The organism is Salinivibrio sp. IB643 (genome assembly GCF_001996105.1).
Lineage (GTDB): Bacteria > Pseudomonadota > Gammaproteobacteria > Enterobacterales > Vibrionaceae > Salinivibrio > Salinivibrio costicola.
The window spans coordinates 158,660-175,639 of sequence record NZ_MUFF01000001.1; the positions used below are offsets into that span (position 1 = coordinate 158,660).

Consider the following 16,980-nt stretch of genomic DNA (forward strand, 5'->3'; position numbering starts at 1 on the left):
TTTCTCTGACGCCTTAATGTAGTAGGCCATGCGAGATAGATTACCCATTATAAAAACCAGCAGCTGGGGCCTAGCCCTGTTGCTGGTTTTGCCGAGCTTAGCGATCTTTTACACCGCGGTTGGTGATACAGGTGATATTTTTCCTCACCTGTTCCAGACCGTGCTCCCTACCTATACCCTAAATACCAGTCTTTTAGTGGTTGGTGTGGTCGCGATTGCGATGATACTGGGTGTCCCGACAGCGTGGATGCTGGCGATGTATCAGGTCCCTGGCAGCCGACAATTGCAATGGGCGATGGTCCTACCGCTGGCGATGCCCGGGTATATTATCGGTTATATCTATACGGACTGGTTTGATTATGCTGGGCCGTTGCAGCGCGCTTTACGGTATGCCTTTGAATGGCAAAGCGTGACCGATTATTGGTTCCCCGATATGCGTACGCTAACGGGGGCTTGCTTTGTCTTAGCGCTGGTGCTGTACCCTTATATTTACTTATTAACACGCGCTGCTTTTATGGAGCAAAGTGTGACCTTGACTCATTCTGCCCGCCTGTTGGGTTGCTCGCCACTTCAGAGTTTTCGCCGAATTTCTTTTCCGCTAGCCCGGCCCGCTATTGCCGTTGGCGCGTCGCTGGTGGCGATGGAGGCGTTGGGCGACTTTGGTACGGTCAATTATTTTGCCGTTAGCACACTGACCACGGCGGTCTATGATACTTGGTTGAGTTATTCAAGCTTAACGGCAGCAGCTAAAATATCCGCGATAATGCTGATGGCGATTTTTCTTTTAATCAGTGCCGAGCGTTATGGACGACGTAAACAAGCCCAATTTAGTCCAAGCTCAAGCAGTGACGCAATCGAGAAAACGCCTTTGCGAGGCTGGCGTAAAGTAGGCGTAGTAGTCTGGTGCTGGAGCCTATTATCATTGGCTTTTATCTTACCGCTTTTACAGTTGGTGATGTACGCATGGCACTACTATGAAAAAAATGCCATCAGTGATTTCGCCGCGTTTAGCTATAACAGCTTTTATACCTCGACGTTGGCGGCTGTTATCGCGGTGGCTATTGCGTGGACGGTGAATGTCTATCGTCGCTTACGTGGTGATGGTATTAGTGTTGCGCCAATGCGTCTGGCATCTATGGGCTATGCGGTACCCGGCACCGTGCTCGCTATCGGGGTAATGCTGGTGCTTACGCGCGGTGATCATGTCATTAATGATGTTGCCACCGCCTATGGATGGGGCCGGCCAGGACTGGTACTGTCAGGGACCATGGTCGCTTTGCTGGCAGCATTTGTAGTGCGCTTTAGTGCCGTTGCCATTGGTAGTATCGAATCAAGCATGGCCAAAATCCCCCCTTCGCTCGATATGGCGGCGCGAACCATGGGCTGCACAACCACAGGGGTCATTCGCCGCGTGCACCTGCCTTTAATTCGTCGTGGTACGCTTATTGCGATGTTGCTGGTGTTTATTGAGTCGATGAAAGAGCTTAATGCGGCTATTTTACTGCGCCCATTTAACTTTGAAACACTGGCCACCTATGTGTACAACTTTACCTCTGATGAACACCTAGAGTATGCTGCATTACCGGCAATTTTACTGGTAGTGGTTGGCTTAATTCCGCTTATCTTGATTAACCGGTCATTGGAGCAGAAATATCAATGAAGTGCGCCTTGTCGATTAAAAACCTGACCTGCAGCTATAACGGCACGCCTGTCTTAAAAGATTTATCGTTGCGAGTGGCACCTGGAGAGATTGTTTGCCTACTCGGTGCCAGTGGCTGCGGAAAAACCACTTTGTTAAAAGCAATGGCAGGTTTAATGCCGCTATCGGCAGGGACGCTATCGATTGGCTGTAAAGTCATGGATAATGAGCATCACTCTGTGCCACCTGAGCAGCGTAATATCGGTATGATCTTTCAAGATTATGCGCTTTTTCCGCACCTAACCGTTGCAGAGAATATCGGGTTTGGACTTTCACAGTTGGCCGCTCAAGCGCGAGCGAGCAAAGTGGCTGACATGCTTAAATTGGTCCATTTAACTGACCTTGGAGATCGTTATCCGCATCAATTATCCGGTGGTCAACAGCAACGGGTAGCGATTGCCCGTGCGCTTGCCTATGAACCCGATCTGTTATTACTGGACGAGCCTTTTTCTAACATTGACACCCAGGTACGCCACGACTTGATTGAAGAGATCCGGCGTATTTTTAAATCACAGGGTGTGACAGCGATTTTGGTGACTCACAGTCGCGAAGAAGCCTTTGCCTTTGCCGATAAATTGGCCGTAATGAATCAAGGCCTTATTGAACAGTTCGGTGATACCACAGAGGTCTATTATCAGCCTGCAAGCCGCTTTGTGGCAGACTTTCTTGGTCAAGGGTCTTATGTTCCTGTAACCGTGTCTGAGCAAGAGCAAATGCAGACACCACTTGGCCCTTGGCCGCGTCCTGTACATTGTCATCCCGGCCCGCATTGGTGGTTACTCCGGCCACAATTTTTAAGTATTCGGGCAGACGAGCAGGGCGAGGGACAGGTCTTGTCACAACAGTTTATGGGAGATAGCAGCCGCTACACCATTGATATTCATGGGCAGAAGTTGTCAGTTCACGCTCGAGAGCCGCTGTCGGTCGGAGAAAAAGTGCGTTTAAATATTCGTTCTCATGAGCCCGTTTTGTTCAATGATGGACCGAGCTTTATCGATCCCTAACGCGCATGGATGACGCATTAAAAAGCCAACGTGACGTTGGCTTTCTATCGTGCCATGGCGTTTAGCCATGCTGGCATAATACATCAATGTAATGCTGGGCCATGGCATTAAGCGCCGCTTTATCGGGCTGTTGGTGGGCTTGTAAAAATAGCACATAACAGACCCCTGCTAGCATGCTGGCGAGCTCTCTGGGTTGATGGCTATCTGTCATTTCGCCTTTTTCGATGCCACGTTTAAATACGTTCTCGAACTGATCAACCGCATCTCGACTGCCTTTGACAAAACGTGGCCAAATATCCTCGCGAATCGACGTACTCCATTCAAACCAGACTTTCATCCACGCTTTATCGGCGAGTGCGGTATCAATTATCTGTGATGTGATACAGTTTAATGCGCCGCGCATCGATTGATCTTGCTCGGTACACTCATTAATCAACGCAATAAAGTGCTTTTCGGTTTGTGCAAGGATTTCTTCCACAAGATCTTCGCGCGTAGGAAAGTAGTTAAAGACGGTCGCGACGGAAACGTCCGCCATGTCTGCGATATCCGCGTGCCCAGCGCGGCCAATACCGCGTTTCGCAAAGACATCTAAACCACAAGTTAATAACTGCTCTTTACGCCTTTCCGGCGACAGTCGCGTCCTTGTTCTTTCATTTGATTGAGCCATCCTAAAACCTGCCAACTTATTTTTGGTTTGTACAAATTAATTATTGTTTGTGCTAACAATTTTCTTATTAGCGATATTGAGTTTATACCAGCTATTTATCGTCTGACAACGGGCGTAAAGCTGATCTAGGCCGTAAAACGGTAATTTTGTCTGCAAAAAAAGTCATTCATTATTAAAAAGACAGTCATGGATTATTTTTTCTTATCAATCAGTGTGATAGTTAACTAGTTTGCGGGTGCAAATAGCTGACAACCGGCGTGACTGGGATCCGCAATCGATTTAGTGCTAGACTATGCCACCTTTGTTAGTGACCCCCGCGATCGTGGGGACAAACCATCGGGGCAGATATGAAACACACCGTTGAAGTGATGATTTCAGAACAGGACGTACAGGCGCGAGTAAAAGCCCTGGGCGCCGAGATCAATGAGCATTATAAAGACTCAAACGACCTTGTTTTGGTCGGGTTGCTGCGTGGCTCGTTCGTCTTTATGGCGGATTTATGTCGCGCGATTGACTTGCCACATTCGGTCGACTTTATGACCGCATCAAGCTATGGCAATAGCATGGAAAGCACGCGTGACGTGCGCATTCTTAAAGATTTGGATGACGACATCAAAGGAAAAGACATTCTTTTGGTTGAAGATATCATTGATACCGGCAACACGCTCAGTAAAGTCTGCGAAATCTTATCGCTGCGTGAGCCAAACTCGGTACGTATTTGTACCCTGCTCGATAAACCCGAGCGCCGCGAAGTGAATGTGACAGTCGATTGGCTTGGCTTTACTATCCCGGATGAATTTGTTGTCGGGGTTGGGATTGATTATGCTCAAAAATATCGCCATTTGCCGTATATCGGTAAAGTGATCCCGTTGGATTAATCTCCGCAGCGACGCGTAACGCTTGTCATCACAGAGTGACCGGTAGTTATTACGAGAAATGAAAAAACCGAGCGCTTGCTCGGTTTTTTTTGTAGCGACTTTTGTAGGAAACATAGCGGGTTCGGTGGGTTAGCACGTCCCCTCATGCTCTGGCGCACGCTGATAATGTGAAGCCGATAGCCCCAGTATTTCTTGTAGGCAAGATGCGACGGCGACCGATGACCAAGTTCCAGTGAGCACCCCCACAAACAGCGTTAGGGCAAAGCCATACAGTGCATCGCCACCCAGTATCAACAAGCATCCGATGGTAAACAGCGTCGTCCCGGCAGTGATCAAGGTACGCGAGAAGGTCTCGCAGACCGCAATATTGGTGCTGATATAAACACATTGGTTCGGTTTGGCCCTTAGGACATCGCGCAGCCGGTCGCCGATCACAATCGAGTCATTGAGCGAGTAACCGATTACAGCTAGCAACCCGGCAATTACATTGAGATCCATGGGCACGGCGAGAATGGCGAGTAGCCCCAAGGTGAGGGTGACATCGTGTATAAGCGCGCCTATGGCTGCTAGGGCGAGTCGCCACTCAAAGCGAATCGCCAAATAAAGCATGATCGCCAACGAGGCAACCAGTAGGGCTAAGCCACCTTGCTCAAACATGACCTGACCGACCTGAGGGCCGACCACGTCCGCTTGAATCAAACTCACTGGCATCGACAGCGCAGTACTGATTTGTACCATCACCTGTTGAGGATCTTGCCATTGAGAGGAGTGGGGCAACACTAACTGCCACTGTCCCTGTGTGGTACTTGCCTTGAGCGTGGCCAGATCGCCAAACTGACTGTGCAGGGCTGGGATCAGCGTATCACTGCCAGCCAAGCTTGGTAGCGCGAAGTCAATCACGATACCGCCGGTAAAGTCGATGCCTAGGTTCAGGCCATAATACGTAATCGCCCAGATGCTCATGGTCATTAGCAGCGCGGAGAGAGCGAAGCTGGTATAGCGGGCTTGGGTTAAGTTCATGGTATTCATTCCTTAAATGGTCACCGCGCGGCGGCGATCACGCCCCCAAATCGGATTGATGATGGCTCGGGTGCCAACAATGCCGGTTATCATGCTGGCGCACAGTCCCAGAATCAGAGTGGTGGCAAACCCTTGTAAGGGGCCAGAGCCGACGGCGTACAAACAGGCCGCAGAAATCAAGGTGGTGATATTGGCGTCAAAAATCGTGCTAAACGCCGCGCGATAGCCGGTATCAATGGCATTGGCTAGGCTTGCGCCCGCTCGCAAGCGATCGCGAATACGCTCAAAGATAAGCACATTGGTATCGACCGCCATGCCTACCGTGAGTACAAGGCCTGCGATGCCTGGCAACGTCAGCACAGCACCGGGCAGTAGCGCGAGAAGGCCGACTTGCATCATGAGGTTGGCAGTAAGCGACACAATCGCCACCCAGCCAAAACGGCGATACCAAAGCACCATAAAGATAGCCATGCCGATCATGCCGACAGCCAGTGCGGAAAAGCCTGCTTTAATATTTTCAGCACCTAAGGTGGGACCAATGGCGCGCTCTTCGACGATTTTAATGGGGGCGGTTAATGCGCCGGCACGCAATAGCATCGAGAGGTTACGCGCTTCTTCTGGGCTCGATAGCCCCGTGATCCGAAAGCGATCACTGAGCGCACTTTGGATGGTCGCTACGTTGATCACGCGCTCGTGAGCCACCAGATCGCCCTGCGCATTGGCTTGGTACTCGCGATAAACGGTCGCCATTGGATCGCCCAAGTGCCGACGAGTAAACGCAAGCATGGTCTCGCCACCTTGTTTATCCAGGCGAATGTCGACTTGAGGACGGCGCATTTCATCGACACTGGTGCGCGCATCAATAATATGTTCACCGCCTAAAATGGCATGGCGCGCGAGCGGTACGGCATTGTGCTGCGCATCGTATAGTGGTTTAGGGCTGGTAGGATCGAGGGCATAGAATGCGAGTGAAGCGGTGGCACCAATCACGCTTTTGGCTTGCTTAGGATCATGCACGCCAGGTAGTTCGATACGAATATAGTCTTTGCCTTGACGTTGCACACTGGCTTCGGCCACGCCTAACGCGTCGATACGCTTGCGCAGAATATCGATATTCTGACGTACGGCTTGATGACGCATGGCCTCACGCTCGGTATCTGTCATTTGCCAGCGATGGGTGGCACTGCTAAAGCGCCATTGCGGATAATGCTCAGTAAACCAACCGCTCACTTTGGTACGATCAGCGGCATTTAACATCGGCAATTGCACCGTGGTTTTATCCTGCTGGTTGAGGCTCGCGGTCGGCGGCAAGCGTTGACTGTCTAACCAAAGGTTGAGGCTTTGGAGCAAGGCGTCTGCTTGATGGGTCAGTGCTTGGTCGGTGTCGACCCACAGTAATAATTGGACGCCACCGCGCAGATCTAGCCCTAGCTTAACCGGCTCGGCGCCTAGGCGTGATAGCCACGCGGGCGCTGCGGATAAATAATCGAGAGTGATCTCCGCATCGGCACCTAGGGCGCCTTTTAATTGCTGTTGTACGTTCTGTTGCTGGCTAATATCGGGCGTGATTAAGGTGACATTCCCTTGCGAGTCATAACGTACTTCACTGACGGCCTCTGGATGGGCGTTTAGCCAGCCTTGTAGCGCGTGGTGAGAGTGATGAGACACGCGCACTACAGGATGATCGCCAAAAAAGCTCGGTAATGCCTGCATGGTGAGTACGACTAGCATCAGCACCAATACAGCATAGTGCCAGAATGCATACCGATTAACGGGAGTTGCTTTATTCATTTTTTCTCCTTGGCTGTGCATCGTGCACAGCAAACCTCACATCGAGTGTGAACTCGATGTCGCTACTGGGGGGATTAAGGCGCACAGGCCTTCAGGAAAGCGAACGATTAACGCGAATGAATAAAGCGATATTGCAGATTGTGCTCTCGCCAGCCTCCGAGGCGGGGGAGCGAAAATGCAAGATATTGGCGGGGGAGATACACCCCAAGCACGCACAAAAAGGCGATGAGGTGCCAAGCAAGACTAACGTGCGTGGGAGGAAAAAGGGCGGCTAAATTTGGCGGTTGGGGATCGTCATCCAATAAAGGGGCTGGCAATGCAACGCTGGCTCTTGCGGTCGACAGTAGGGCCGGTGTGTGTTGCAGCGTATGAATTTGCTGATTTGGCTGCCACGGTGAAACATGAGATTTCGCCACGGCATTAGCGATCACCGCAAACAGCATCAGGCTCGCCATCAGCCACAAGAGTAGCCGAGAGCGATGCGTAGCGCGGGATGAAGGTGTGATCGGAGTCATGGTCGTGTTGTACAACTATTCACCACCGCGCACAAGCATTATAGCGTCAGCATTGTGTCAATTTTCATAGAGAGGATGTGTGGCCGCGCCGGGGACCAAATGGCTCATCGCCGCTTGATAGTGTATCTCTAACGATTCACGGCTGTTCGCTGTCATACCGAGATCGCGTAAGATCCCGTCCGTGGTGTCGTAAAACCAGCCATGGATATTGACATCTTGGCCTCGTTCCCAGGCAGCGCGTAAAATGGTGGAGTTGCCTAAATGATAAACCTGCTCAGCGACATTGATTTCACATAAACGATTACCACGCGCTTGGGGCGGCAATTGGCTCAGGTAGCTTTTATGCTTAAGGTAAAGGTCGCGAATATGTAATAGCCAATTATTGATAAGACCCAGTTCGGGATTTTCAATCGCGGCATGCACCCCGCCACATCCGTAATGACCACAGACAATAATATGCTTGATTTGTAGCACATCAACGGCATATTGCACGACCGACAAGCAGTTTAAATCCGTGTGGATCACTTGGTTGGCGACATTGCGATGCACAAACAGCTCGCCAGAGTCTAATCCTGTTAGTCGCTCAGCAGGCACACGGCTATCGGCACAACCAATCCACAAATATTCCGGGTGCTGCTCTTTCGCTAGGTCGGCAAAAAACTGGGGATCCGTATCACGAATGTCTTTTGACCAGGCTTTATTGTTGGCAAATAACGCTTTTATCTGGGCCATGCTCACTCAGTCTGTTGGCAAAGTTATCAATCGTCACTATACCGCACTCTTGAGGTGTGAAATATACTGAGATCAATATTCATATTTTTTACATCGGTCGCGTCCAGCGGATCACGCTGTGACGCTTTCAACCACTGCTCGGATAGGTTAATACGAGAAAATTCGTATACTGTTCGCTCTATCATAATCTTAACGGCAGTCGAGGTAGTGCGTGTTTGATAAAGGACGATTTGCGCAGTTGTCATTAAAGGGGGATTTATTCGGCGGGGTGACCACCGCGATTATCTCATTACCATTGGCGCTCGCCTTTGGTGTTGCCTCCGGTGCTGGCGCTGAGGCTGGGTTATGGGGAGCGATTTTGGTGGGGCTGGTCGCGTCGCTATTTGGTGGATCTTCGACGCTGATATCAGAGCCTACGGGGCCGATGACAGTCATTATGACCGCGGTACTCACCGCCATGATGTCGCGTTACCCCGAAGGTGGCCTTGCCATGGGCTTTACTGTGGTGATGATGGCGGGCGCGTTTCAAGTGCTGATTGGCAGTTTGCGGCTGGGAAAATACGTAACCTTGATGCCGTATAGCGTGGTGTCCGGTTTTATGTCGGGGATTGGCGTGATCTTGATTTTGCTCCAACTCGCACCATTATTAGGGCAAGCAACACCGTCCGGCGGCGTCTTAGGCACCCTGACAGCGATACCGGATTTAGTGATCAATGCCGATATTAAAGAAGTTTTTCTTGGTGTGCTCACCTTGGGTATTTTGTTTTACTTTCCTGCCAAATATCGTCGTTTTATCCCGGCTCAACTTGTCGCCTTAGTCAGTATTACCTTGGTGTCGGTACTGCTTTTTGATGTCGAGAGCATCCGCCGTATTGGTGAGATCCCGACCGGTTTACCCTCGCTAGTAGTGCCTCATATCACCGCCGAGCATTTGACCACCATGGTCATTGATGCCCTGGTGCTGGGGACGTTAGGATGCATAGACACCTTACTGACCGCAGTGATTGCCGACTCGCTGACTCGCCAAGAACATAATTCCGACCGTGAATTGCGCGGCCAGGGCGTCGCCAATATGATTGCAGGCCTGTTTGGCGCACTGCCGGGGGCCGGTGCTACCATGGGCACTGTGGTCAATGTACAAGTCGGGGCGCGTTCACCGTTATCGGGGATATTCCGTGCCGCTATTTTAGCCGCAGTCGTGTTAGTGGCGGGGGCATTAACGGCGCCGATCCCAATGGCTGTGCTTGCCGGTATTGCGCTTTATGTCGGTTTTAATATTCTCGATTGGAGCTTTCTACATCGCGCGCACAAAATCAGCTTGCAGCAAACCGGTATCATGTACGGTGTGATGGCGTTGACTGTATTTGTTGATCTGATTGTCGCGGTGGGCCTGGGTGTCTTTATTGCTAACTTACTGGTGATCGAGCGATTAAGTCGCGAGCAGGCAAAACAGGTACGGGCCATCAGTGATGCGGAAGACGATGAGGTGCCGTTAAATGATGAAGAGCGTGCGCTTCTAGATGCCAGCAATGGCCACGTACTCTTTTTCTACTTGTCTGGCCCGATGATCTTCAGTGTCTCAAAGGCCATTGCCCGTCAGCACGCTCATATCAGTGAGTTTCGGGTGATGATCCTCGACTTAAGTGATGTGCCTATGCTGGACATGACGGTAGGGCTGGCATTGGAAAACGCAATCAAAGATGCGCGTGAAGCGAATTGCACGGTATTTTTACTTTGCCCGCATGATGAAACGCGAGAGCAACTGCAGCGCCTGCATATTGGTGATTGGGTACGTGACGCGCACATCTTCACTTCGCGCAAGCCTGCACTCGAAGCGGCCAATCGATTAGTCGAAGTCATGCCTGCGTAAGCGTATTGACTGCCAAAGCGTATTTATTCTCAACGCGCATTTATTTCCAAAAGGCAAAGTCGCGATAGCATGGATCGTGGTTAATCGCCGCCCTCGGTGCGATTAACCCTTTTTTTGTGGCGGTGTTTCTCAGACCAATACCGGTTACCATAGCAACATTGATGCGTCAGACAGCATGATGCTGATTTTATCTTAACGGGAGCTTATGAAAGCAATTGAAATCAAGGATCTCGTCAAAACGTACGGGTCCAATGTGAAGGCATTGAAAGGCGTATCGCTCTCGGTCGAGGAGGGCGATTTTTATGCGCTGCTAGGGCCAAATGGCGCGGGGAAATCCACGACTATTGGCATACTGAGTTCGCTGGTCAATAAAACCCAAGGGCAGGTCAGTATTTTTGGCTATGACTTGGACACCCAAAAGGTGGAGGCGAAAAAGCAAATTGGTCTGGTGCCACAAGAGTTCAACTTTAATCAGTTTGAGAAAGTGCAGCAAATTGTGGTGAACCAAGCTGGCTACTATGGGGTGCCGCGAGCGCAAGCCAAAGCGCGTGCGAAGAAATATCTCTCACAACTGGATTTGTGGGACAAGCGCCATGAGCCCGCGCGTAATTTATCGGGTGGAATGAAACGGCGGTTGATGATAGCCCGTGCCTTGATGCACGAGCCGCGTTTGCTGATTCTGGACGAGCCAACCGCAGGCGTCGATATTGAGCTGCGCCGTTCTATGTGGGACTTTTTAAGCCAGATTAATCGTCAAGGGATCACCATTATTCTCACCACCCATTATCTGGAAGAAGCCGAAACCCTGTGCCGTAATATTGGCATTATCAATCGGGGGCAGCTGGTCGAAGATACCTCGATGAAGGCGTTGTTATCGAAGTTAGATGCTGAGACCTTTATTCTCGACCTCCAACCTGGGCATCAGCTCAATGCGCTTGAGGGCGTGAACTGGCAGACCACTGACACCAATACCTTGGAGGTGGAAGTCAGCAAGTCAATGGGATTAACCCCGGTCTTTGAGCAGTTGTCACAACAGGGAGTGCAAGTATTATCCATGCGTAATAAGGCCAACCGTTTAGAAGAGTTGTTTGTCACCTTAATTCAGAAAAATGGGGAGGAGCACGCATGAATGCCTTGTATTGGATTGCATTTCGTACCCTCATTCACAAAGAAGTGGCGCGTTTTACTCGGATCTGGGTGCAAACCTTGGTCCCGCCCGCGATTACCATGAGCTTGTACTTTGTCATTTTCGGTAATTTGATTGGGTCGCGTATCGGTCAGATGGAAGGTTTCAGTTACATGGAGTATATCGTTCCTGGCTTAATCATGATGTCAGTGATCACTAACTCCTACTCCAATGTGGCGTCTTCTTTTTTTAGTGCCAAGTTTCAGCATAATATCGAGGAGCTGTTAGTCGCGCCCATCCCTAACTATGTGATTATTGCCGGTTATATTGGCGGAGGCATGTGCCGTGGTTTAGCAGTGGGGGCTTTAGTGACGATGACGTCCTTGTTCTTTGTGGATTTGCAAATCGCGCATCCATTTATCGTGGTCACCACGGTGACGCTGACCTCTGCCGTGTTTGCGTTAGGTGGCCTGATTAACGCCATCTTTGCCAAAACGTTTGACGATATCAGCCTGATCCCGACCTTTATACTGACCCCGCTAACGTATCTCGGTGGCGTGTTTTATTCGCTGTCGCTGTTGCCTGAGTTTTGGCAAGGGGTGTCTAAGCTGAACCCTATCGTGTATATGGTTAACGCGTTTCGCTATGGCTTTTTAGGGGTATCCGATGTGGGGATCATGACATCATTTGGGGTGCTGTTACTGTTTATTATCGGCTTATACGCGCTGGCTTGGCGCTTGATTTCTAAAGGCACCGGCTTGCGTAGCTAAATACCACACCGCCCCAGTCAGTATGGCTGGGGCGTTTTTTTGCTCGCTGTTTGGTATACAAACGCGTATCGAGTGGACAAGGTGTCAATTAAATAAACCTTTAAGCCAACCGACGGGATCCGGCTGGCGACATCGCTTGGCAAACTGGCCGTTTATGTCCCATATGGGGAGCGACGTCTCACCACGACAATTTAGCGCGTATTGGCTACCTTGTTGGCTGACCGCCACGGTGGTGATGTCGGCAGGCCAAGGGAGTGCCAAGGGTGTCGCGCCTCGACGATTTAAATAATCATCATAAACACGTAAAGCACCAGAGGCCCCGGTGAGCCCTGTCGATTGATTATCATCGCGGCCCAACCACACCGTGGTGACTTCTTTGTCGTCGATACCGACGAACCAGCTATCACGGTTATCATCTGTTGTCCCCGTTTTGCCTGCGAGTGCTGCATGGCGATGACGTTGCTGCAAGAAACGCCCTGTTCCCTGTTTCACCACTTGCTTCATCGCATACAAGGTCAGCCAACCGGCTTGCTCAGCCACAACACGTTCCGCTTTGGGCCAGTTTTGATACAAACCTTGACCTTCTTTGGTAGTAACGGCCCTCAGAGCCGTTAATGGGGCCCTTTGCCCTGCATTGCCCAGTGTTTGGTAGACTTGAGTGACCTCAAATGGGCTCATGCTAAATGCCCCCAGAAGCAGAGAGGGAACGCGTGGAATGGTGTCAGTTTTTGCCCCCAATTGACCAAAGGTGTTAACCACATTTTCTAACCCCAGTTGCATGCCGAGGTTGACCGTTGGCACGTTATAGGATTTTGCCAAGGCGGTCAGTAACGACACGGTGCCGCGGTATTGGCGATCATAGTTGCGAGGTTGCCAACTGCTCCCTTGACTGCCTTCTAAACGAATGGGCTTATCGTCAATATTACTGGTGAGCTGAAAGCGTTCAGGCTGATTTAATGCAGTCAAATAAACCGCAGGTTTGGCGAGTGAACCGATAGCGCGTTTCGCATTTAAGGCACGGTTAAAGCCTGCAAAGCCCGGGCGAGCGCCACCCACCATGGCACGGACCTCGCCACTTCGTCTGTCTGCGATCACGGCGGCGGCTTCTAGTTGATTTCCTGCGCGATGTTTAAGCGCCTTCACCTTTTCGGTCACCGCACGCTCAATCGCTTGCTGTGACACAGGATCAAGGGTGGTGAAAATACGTAACCCAGCGCCAGCGGCATATTTATCACCGACTTTATGACGGATTTCTTCTTTGAGTTGATCAAAGTAAGCCGGTTGAGGACGCGATAGAGTAGGCGTTTTTTGAATATCAAGCGGACGGCTGGCTGCCGCTTGGTAATCGGCGCTTGACAGTCGATTTTGCTCTAGCATCAGTCGTAGCACCAGATCGCGACGACTTTTCGCGCGTTCAGGGTGGCGGAACGGGTTGTAGTAGGAAGGCCCTTTTACCATCCCCACGAGCAGCGCCAGTTGGTCTACCCGTAACTCGCTAATCGGACGTCCAAAATAGAGTCGCGCGCCTAACGGAAAACCATGTACGGGTTCGCCACGATTTTGTCCCAGATAGACTTCGTTAAAGTAGGCTTCTAACAGTTTATCCTTGCTGTAGCGAAAATCGAGGATCAATGCCATGTAGGCTTCTTGCGCTTTTCGCCACAAGGTGCGATCGCGGGTGAGAAAGAGGTTTTTAGCCAGCTGTTGCGTTAAGGTAGAGCCGCCTTGTACGGTACGACCGGCGCGAATGTTAGCCACGAGTGCGCGTAAGATCCCCGAGGGTGAAACGCCTTCATGGTGATAAAAATCTCGATCTTCTGTGGTGAGTAACGCCTCGACTAAAAACTCTGGGAAACGCTCTCGGGGTAAAAATAGGCGTTGCTCATTGATGCCAGACTCCATCATGCCCAGTAATTTCGGCTCGATGCGTAAAAGCCCTAGCGATTGGTTGGCGTTAACGTCAGTAATCTGGTTGACTTGATTATCGCCAAAGCTCAGCATCGCATGTCGTGCGGGCGCCGGGCCATCTTCAAAATCAAACGGACGACGAATGATTTCAAGCCGTGTTTGTGAGGCCGAATATTCACCAGGGCGCTTCGGCGTGCGTACTTTTTGGTAATTCAGCGCATCCAATTGCTGACGCAGTTGAAGGAGTGATACATCGCTACCTGGTGAGAGGTTAATCACTCGGCCATATACCACGCCCGGAAGCTGCCAAATTTGGCCGCTACTAAAACGGTCTTGTATCTTACCATCCAGATAAATACCGAGCATGACAACGGCAGCGATCCCCACCAAGCTGCACTTCAATCCGAAGCTTAACAAGCGTTTGCTCCAGCTCGGTTTAGCGGCGGCTTTGTTCGGCTGACGCTTCGGTGATGAACGTTTTTTATTGCTCGCGTGTGAACGTGTTTTTTTATCGGCCATACAATCGATTAACTCTGGTTAAAATGGCGTTTGGTTTGACGCGTTGGTGCATGGTTAGCCGGATCATCCGGCCAAAGGTGCTTAGGGTAGCGCCCTTTCATTTCCTTTTGCACCTCTTTATAACTCCCTTGCCAAAAGCCGGCGAGATCTTGGGTAATTTGTAATGGACGTCCGGCGGGTGAGAGCAGCTCAACTTGCACGGCAACGTGGCCGTTGGCGAGCATTGGAGTTTGTGCCTGTCCATACATTTCTTGCATTTTCACGGCCAGTACCGGTGCACTGTCCGGGGTATAACGCAGTGGATAACGCGACCCGGTTGGCACTGTTATATGTGTGGGCAGTGCCGCATTTAATTGCTTGGTCACCGCAAAGCCGAACCAGGCTTCCAACACGGGTTTGAGATCCAATTGCTGGAGCGCTTGCCAGCGTGACATGTCATGAATAAAGGGGGCCAGCCAGGTATCGAGCGAAGCGAGTAAGTCTGCATCGCTGAGTGACGGCAGCGCAATATCCAATCCCCATGCTTGGGCGCAGCGTGCACGCGTTAGCAAGGACTGGCTGGGGCTCTGCCAATTCAATGCATCAATGCCTTTTTGGCGAACGGCATCCAATAGCCCTTGTGTTTGCTGCTCGGCACTCAGCGTGTCGAGCGGTTCGCAAGCGAGGACTAATTCGCCCAAACATTGCTGCTTTTCTGCTTTCAGCGTGCCACGTTTATCATCCCATGCGACCACATCGCGATGGCTAAATAAATCGGGACGCGCATCTTGAAGCGCAGTCAGTGAGAGAGCAATCGCACTATAGGCCCGACTGTCCCCCTGATCACCGGCCATTACATCACAGATGACGATGGCGTCGGCGCGGCTGAGTGGGTCTTGGCTGTCCAAGATGACGCCGTGGCCATTGGCCATCATAAAGCGGCCCGATTTTCCGCGTGCCAGTGCGATTCTATCTGGCCAAATGTTAGCGGCCAGTAGCGGCAGCAGGGTATCATCGAACTGAGGTTGCAAGGCAATGCCAACACTACGGGCTAGTGACTGTGCGCGGTGCTGATAGTCTTTGTAGGACATCGCTACGCGCAATTGGTCGATAAGTGCCAGTGAGGCCCCCGAGGTCATGGGTTTTTCGGCCCACGCCGCCAGCCAGCACGCGGTGGATAGCGTCGAGGTATCGGCTTTTTCAACGCGTGCCAACATGGCGGCAGTACGAGGGCTGGCTGCCAAGTGGCTTGCGCGTTGCCCCAAGGTGGTTAATCCGTGGCGTGCATCAATCAGCCCTAATTGTGTCAGTCTTAGACAGGCGGCTTGCCAATGTTTGGTGGGCGGTACGTCAAGCCAATGTAAATCTTTGACGTCGCAGCCCCACTGGATCACATTGAGGGCAAGATCGGTTAAATCTTCACGCAAAATAGGCGCAGTCGGTGCAACTGGTAAGCGCTGAAATTGCTCTTCACTATAAAGCCGTAAGCAGTGTCCATGTGCGAGGCGACCTGCGCGGCCCGCTCGTTGGATCGCAGCACTGCGCGTGACTTGTCTTGTCACCAGCTTATCAAGGCCCGTTTGCGCTTGATGCATGATCATGCGCTCAAGTCCCGCATCAATCACCAGCTGGATCCCTTCAATGGTTAAGCTGGTCTCAGCAATGTTGGTGGTGAGTACTAACTTGCGCATGCCAGCCGGTGCGGGATAAATAGCCGCTTGCTGGGCTGAAATATCAAGGCTGCCGTGGAGTAAGTGGAGATCCATGTCATTAGGAAGGCGCCCTTTAATGGCGTCATGAACCTGTCGAATTGCGCCCATACCGGGAAGAAAAAGCAGTGCCGAGCCGCTGTGCTGAGCCATAAAATCCAAGCTCGCACTGGCAACAGCACTTGCCCACGATGTGTGTCGTGAAAGCGGCTGATACTGATAATGAATCGGGAAACTGCGCCCCTCAGTGGCGAGTGTGAGTGCGTTGGGCAAATACTGACATAAGGCTTGATTATCCAAGGTGGCGGACATGACCACCAAGCGCAGATCGTCACGTAATCCTGCTTGGCAATCTAAGCTTAATGCGAGTGCAAGATCAGCATGCAAACTGCGTTCGTGAAACTCGTCGAATAAAATCAGGCTCACACCGTCGAGCATGGGGTCAGTTTGCAGTAAGCGGGTCATCACCCCCTCGGTCACGACTTCTAATCGTGTGTTAGCACTGACTTTTGTCTCGCCACGCATTCTTAACCCGACCGTTTGGCCGATAGGCTCATTCAAATGATGGGCGAGGAAGCGGGCAATATTGCGCGCCGCAAGCCGACGCGGCTCCAGCAACACGATTTTTCCCTTGCGCGTTGTCTGCTCAAGCAGCGCGAGCGGCAAGCGTGTTGACTTCCCGGCCCCCGGTGGCGCAGAGACGATGATCTGTGGATGCGTTGATAGCCCGGCGATAAGGTCAGGAATCACGGTATCAATCGGAAGCTGAGACAAGAATTTGCCCTTTGTGTCA

The 16,980-nt window shown here is 51.3% G+C and carries 13 protein-coding genes; 6 read left to right on the forward strand and 7 right to left on the reverse strand.

Going from position 1 to position 16,980, the window contains the following annotated elements; translation table 11 throughout:
• Positions 1–28: 28 nt before the first annotated feature.
• Positions 29–1,660 (forward strand): ABC transporter permease, encoded by a 1,632-nt coding sequence (locus BZG77_RS00735; protein ID WP_077645803.1) that lies wholly within the window; start codon positions 29–31, stop codon positions 1,658–1,660.
• Entirely contained in the window at positions 1,657–2,703 is a 1,047-nt protein-coding gene (locus tag BZG77_RS00740) for an ABC transporter ATP-binding protein (RefSeq protein WP_077645804.1), read from the forward strand. The genes BZG77_RS00735 and BZG77_RS00740 overlap by 4 nt, the downstream gene beginning before the upstream one ends.
• A 61-nt stretch (positions 2,704–2,764) precedes the next feature.
• On the opposite strand, the gene BZG77_RS00745 is transcribed toward BZG77_RS00740, so the two are convergent.
• Positions 2,765–3,370, reverse strand: coding sequence for a TetR/AcrR family transcriptional regulator (locus BZG77_RS00745; protein ID WP_077645805.1), 606 nt, complete (start codon positions 3,368–3,370; stop codon positions 2,765–2,767).
• Between the two features lie 347 nt (positions 3,371–3,717).
• Between BZG77_RS00745 and hpt the strand changes: the two genes are divergently transcribed.
• Entirely contained in the window at positions 3,718–4,248 is a 531-nt protein-coding gene (hpt, locus tag BZG77_RS00750; RefSeq protein WP_021024183.1) for a hypoxanthine phosphoribosyltransferase, read from the forward strand.
• A gap of 129 nt (positions 4,249–4,377) precedes the next feature.
• On the opposite strand, the gene secF is transcribed toward hpt, so the two are convergent.
• The 4 genes from secF to can form a co-directional block, all read right to left on the reverse strand.
• On the reverse strand, positions 4,378–5,268 hold the full coding sequence (secF, locus tag BZG77_RS00755; RefSeq protein WP_158011399.1) for a protein translocase subunit SecF: 891 nt from the start codon (positions 5,266–5,268) through the stop codon (positions 4,378–4,380).
• Positions 5,269–5,280: 12 nt separating this feature from the next.
• Positions 5,281–7,059, reverse strand: coding sequence for a protein translocase subunit SecD (gene secD, locus BZG77_RS00760; RefSeq protein ID WP_108743916.1), 1,779 nt, complete (start codon positions 7,057–7,059; stop codon positions 5,281–5,283).
• 107 nt (positions 7,060–7,166) lie between these two features.
• Positions 7,167–7,574 (reverse strand): hypothetical protein, encoded by a 408-nt coding sequence (locus BZG77_RS00765; protein ID WP_131826128.1) that lies wholly within the window; start codon positions 7,572–7,574, stop codon positions 7,167–7,169.
• Between the two features lie 57 nt (positions 7,575–7,631).
• Positions 7,632–8,306, reverse strand: coding sequence for a carbonate dehydratase (can, locus tag BZG77_RS00770; RefSeq protein WP_077459835.1), 675 nt, complete (start codon positions 8,304–8,306; stop codon positions 7,632–7,634).
• A 211-nt stretch (positions 8,307–8,517) separates the two neighbouring features.
• Here can and BZG77_RS00775 point away from each other — a divergent pair, with 211 nt between their 5' ends.
• The 3 genes from BZG77_RS00775 to BZG77_RS00785 all read left to right on the forward strand — a co-directional run bounded on the left by BZG77_RS00775 (position 8,518) and on the right by BZG77_RS00785 (position 12,072).
• On the forward strand, positions 8,518–10,176 hold the full coding sequence (locus BZG77_RS00775; protein WP_077645809.1) for a SulP family inorganic anion transporter: 1,659 nt from the start codon (positions 8,518–8,520) through the stop codon (positions 10,174–10,176).
• Between the two features lie 205 nt (positions 10,177–10,381).
• Positions 10,382–11,305: an ABC transporter ATP-binding protein gene (locus BZG77_RS00780; RefSeq protein ID WP_077645810.1), complete on the forward strand. Its 924-nt coding sequence runs from the start codon at positions 10,382–10,384 to the stop codon at positions 11,303–11,305.
• On the forward strand, positions 11,302–12,072 hold the full coding sequence (locus tag BZG77_RS00785) for an ABC transporter permease (RefSeq protein ID WP_021024190.1): 771 nt from the start codon (positions 11,302–11,304) through the stop codon (positions 12,070–12,072). Before BZG77_RS00780 ends, BZG77_RS00785 begins: the two co-directional genes overlap by 4 nt.
• A gap of 84 nt (positions 12,073–12,156) precedes the next feature.
• Here BZG77_RS00785 and mrcB read toward each other — a convergent pair whose 3' ends face one another.
• A complete protein-coding gene (gene mrcB, locus BZG77_RS00790; RefSeq protein ID WP_077645811.1) occupies positions 12,157–14,499 on the reverse strand; it encodes a penicillin-binding protein 1B in 2,343 nt (780 codons plus the stop codon).
• 8 nt (positions 14,500–14,507) lie between these two features.
• The gene (gene hrpB, locus BZG77_RS00795; RefSeq protein WP_077645812.1) at positions 14,508–16,961 is read right to left on the reverse strand and encodes an ATP-dependent helicase HrpB; all 2,454 of its coding nucleotides are present in this window, start codon (positions 16,959–16,961) and stop codon (positions 14,508–14,510) included.
• Positions 16,962–16,980 lie beyond the last annotated feature (19 nt).

Excerpts from the sequence above, each read along its gene's own strand:
- BZG77_RS00735 (WP_077645803.1), top strand. The coding sequence starts at position 29 with ATGCGAGATAGATTACCCATTATAAAAACCAGCAGCTGGGGCCTAGCC.
- BZG77_RS00740 (WP_077645804.1), top strand. The coding sequence starts at position 1,657 with ATGAAGTGCGCCTTGTCGATTAAAAACCTGACCTGCAGCTATAACGGC.
- BZG77_RS00745 (WP_077645805.1), bottom strand. The coding sequence starts at position 3,370 with ATGGCTCAATCAAATGAAAGAACAAGGACGCGACTGTCGCCGGAAAGG.
- hpt (WP_021024183.1), top strand. The coding sequence starts at position 3,718 with ATGAAACACACCGTTGAAGTGATGATTTCAGAACAGGACGTACAGGCG.
- secF (WP_158011399.1), bottom strand. The coding sequence starts at position 5,268 with ATGAACTTAACCCAAGCCCGCTATACCAGCTTCGCTCTCTCCGCGCTG.
- secD (WP_108743916.1), bottom strand. The coding sequence starts at position 7,059 with ATGAATAAAGCAACTCCCGTTAATCGGTATGCATTCTGGCACTATGCT.
- BZG77_RS00765 (WP_131826128.1), bottom strand. The coding sequence starts at position 7,574 with ATGACTCCGATCACACCTTCATCCCGCGCTACGCATCGCTCTCGGCTA.
- can (WP_077459835.1), bottom strand. The coding sequence starts at position 8,306 with ATGGCCCAGATAAAAGCGTTATTTGCCAACAATAAAGCCTGGTCAAAA.
- BZG77_RS00780 (WP_077645810.1), top strand. The coding sequence starts at position 10,382 with ATGAAAGCAATTGAAATCAAGGATCTCGTCAAAACGTACGGGTCCAAT.
- BZG77_RS00785 (WP_021024190.1), top strand. The coding sequence starts at position 11,302 with ATGAATGCCTTGTATTGGATTGCATTTCGTACCCTCATTCACAAAGAA.
- mrcB (WP_077645811.1), bottom strand. The coding sequence starts at position 14,499 with ATGGCCGATAAAAAAACACGTTCACACGCGAGCAATAAAAAACGTTCA.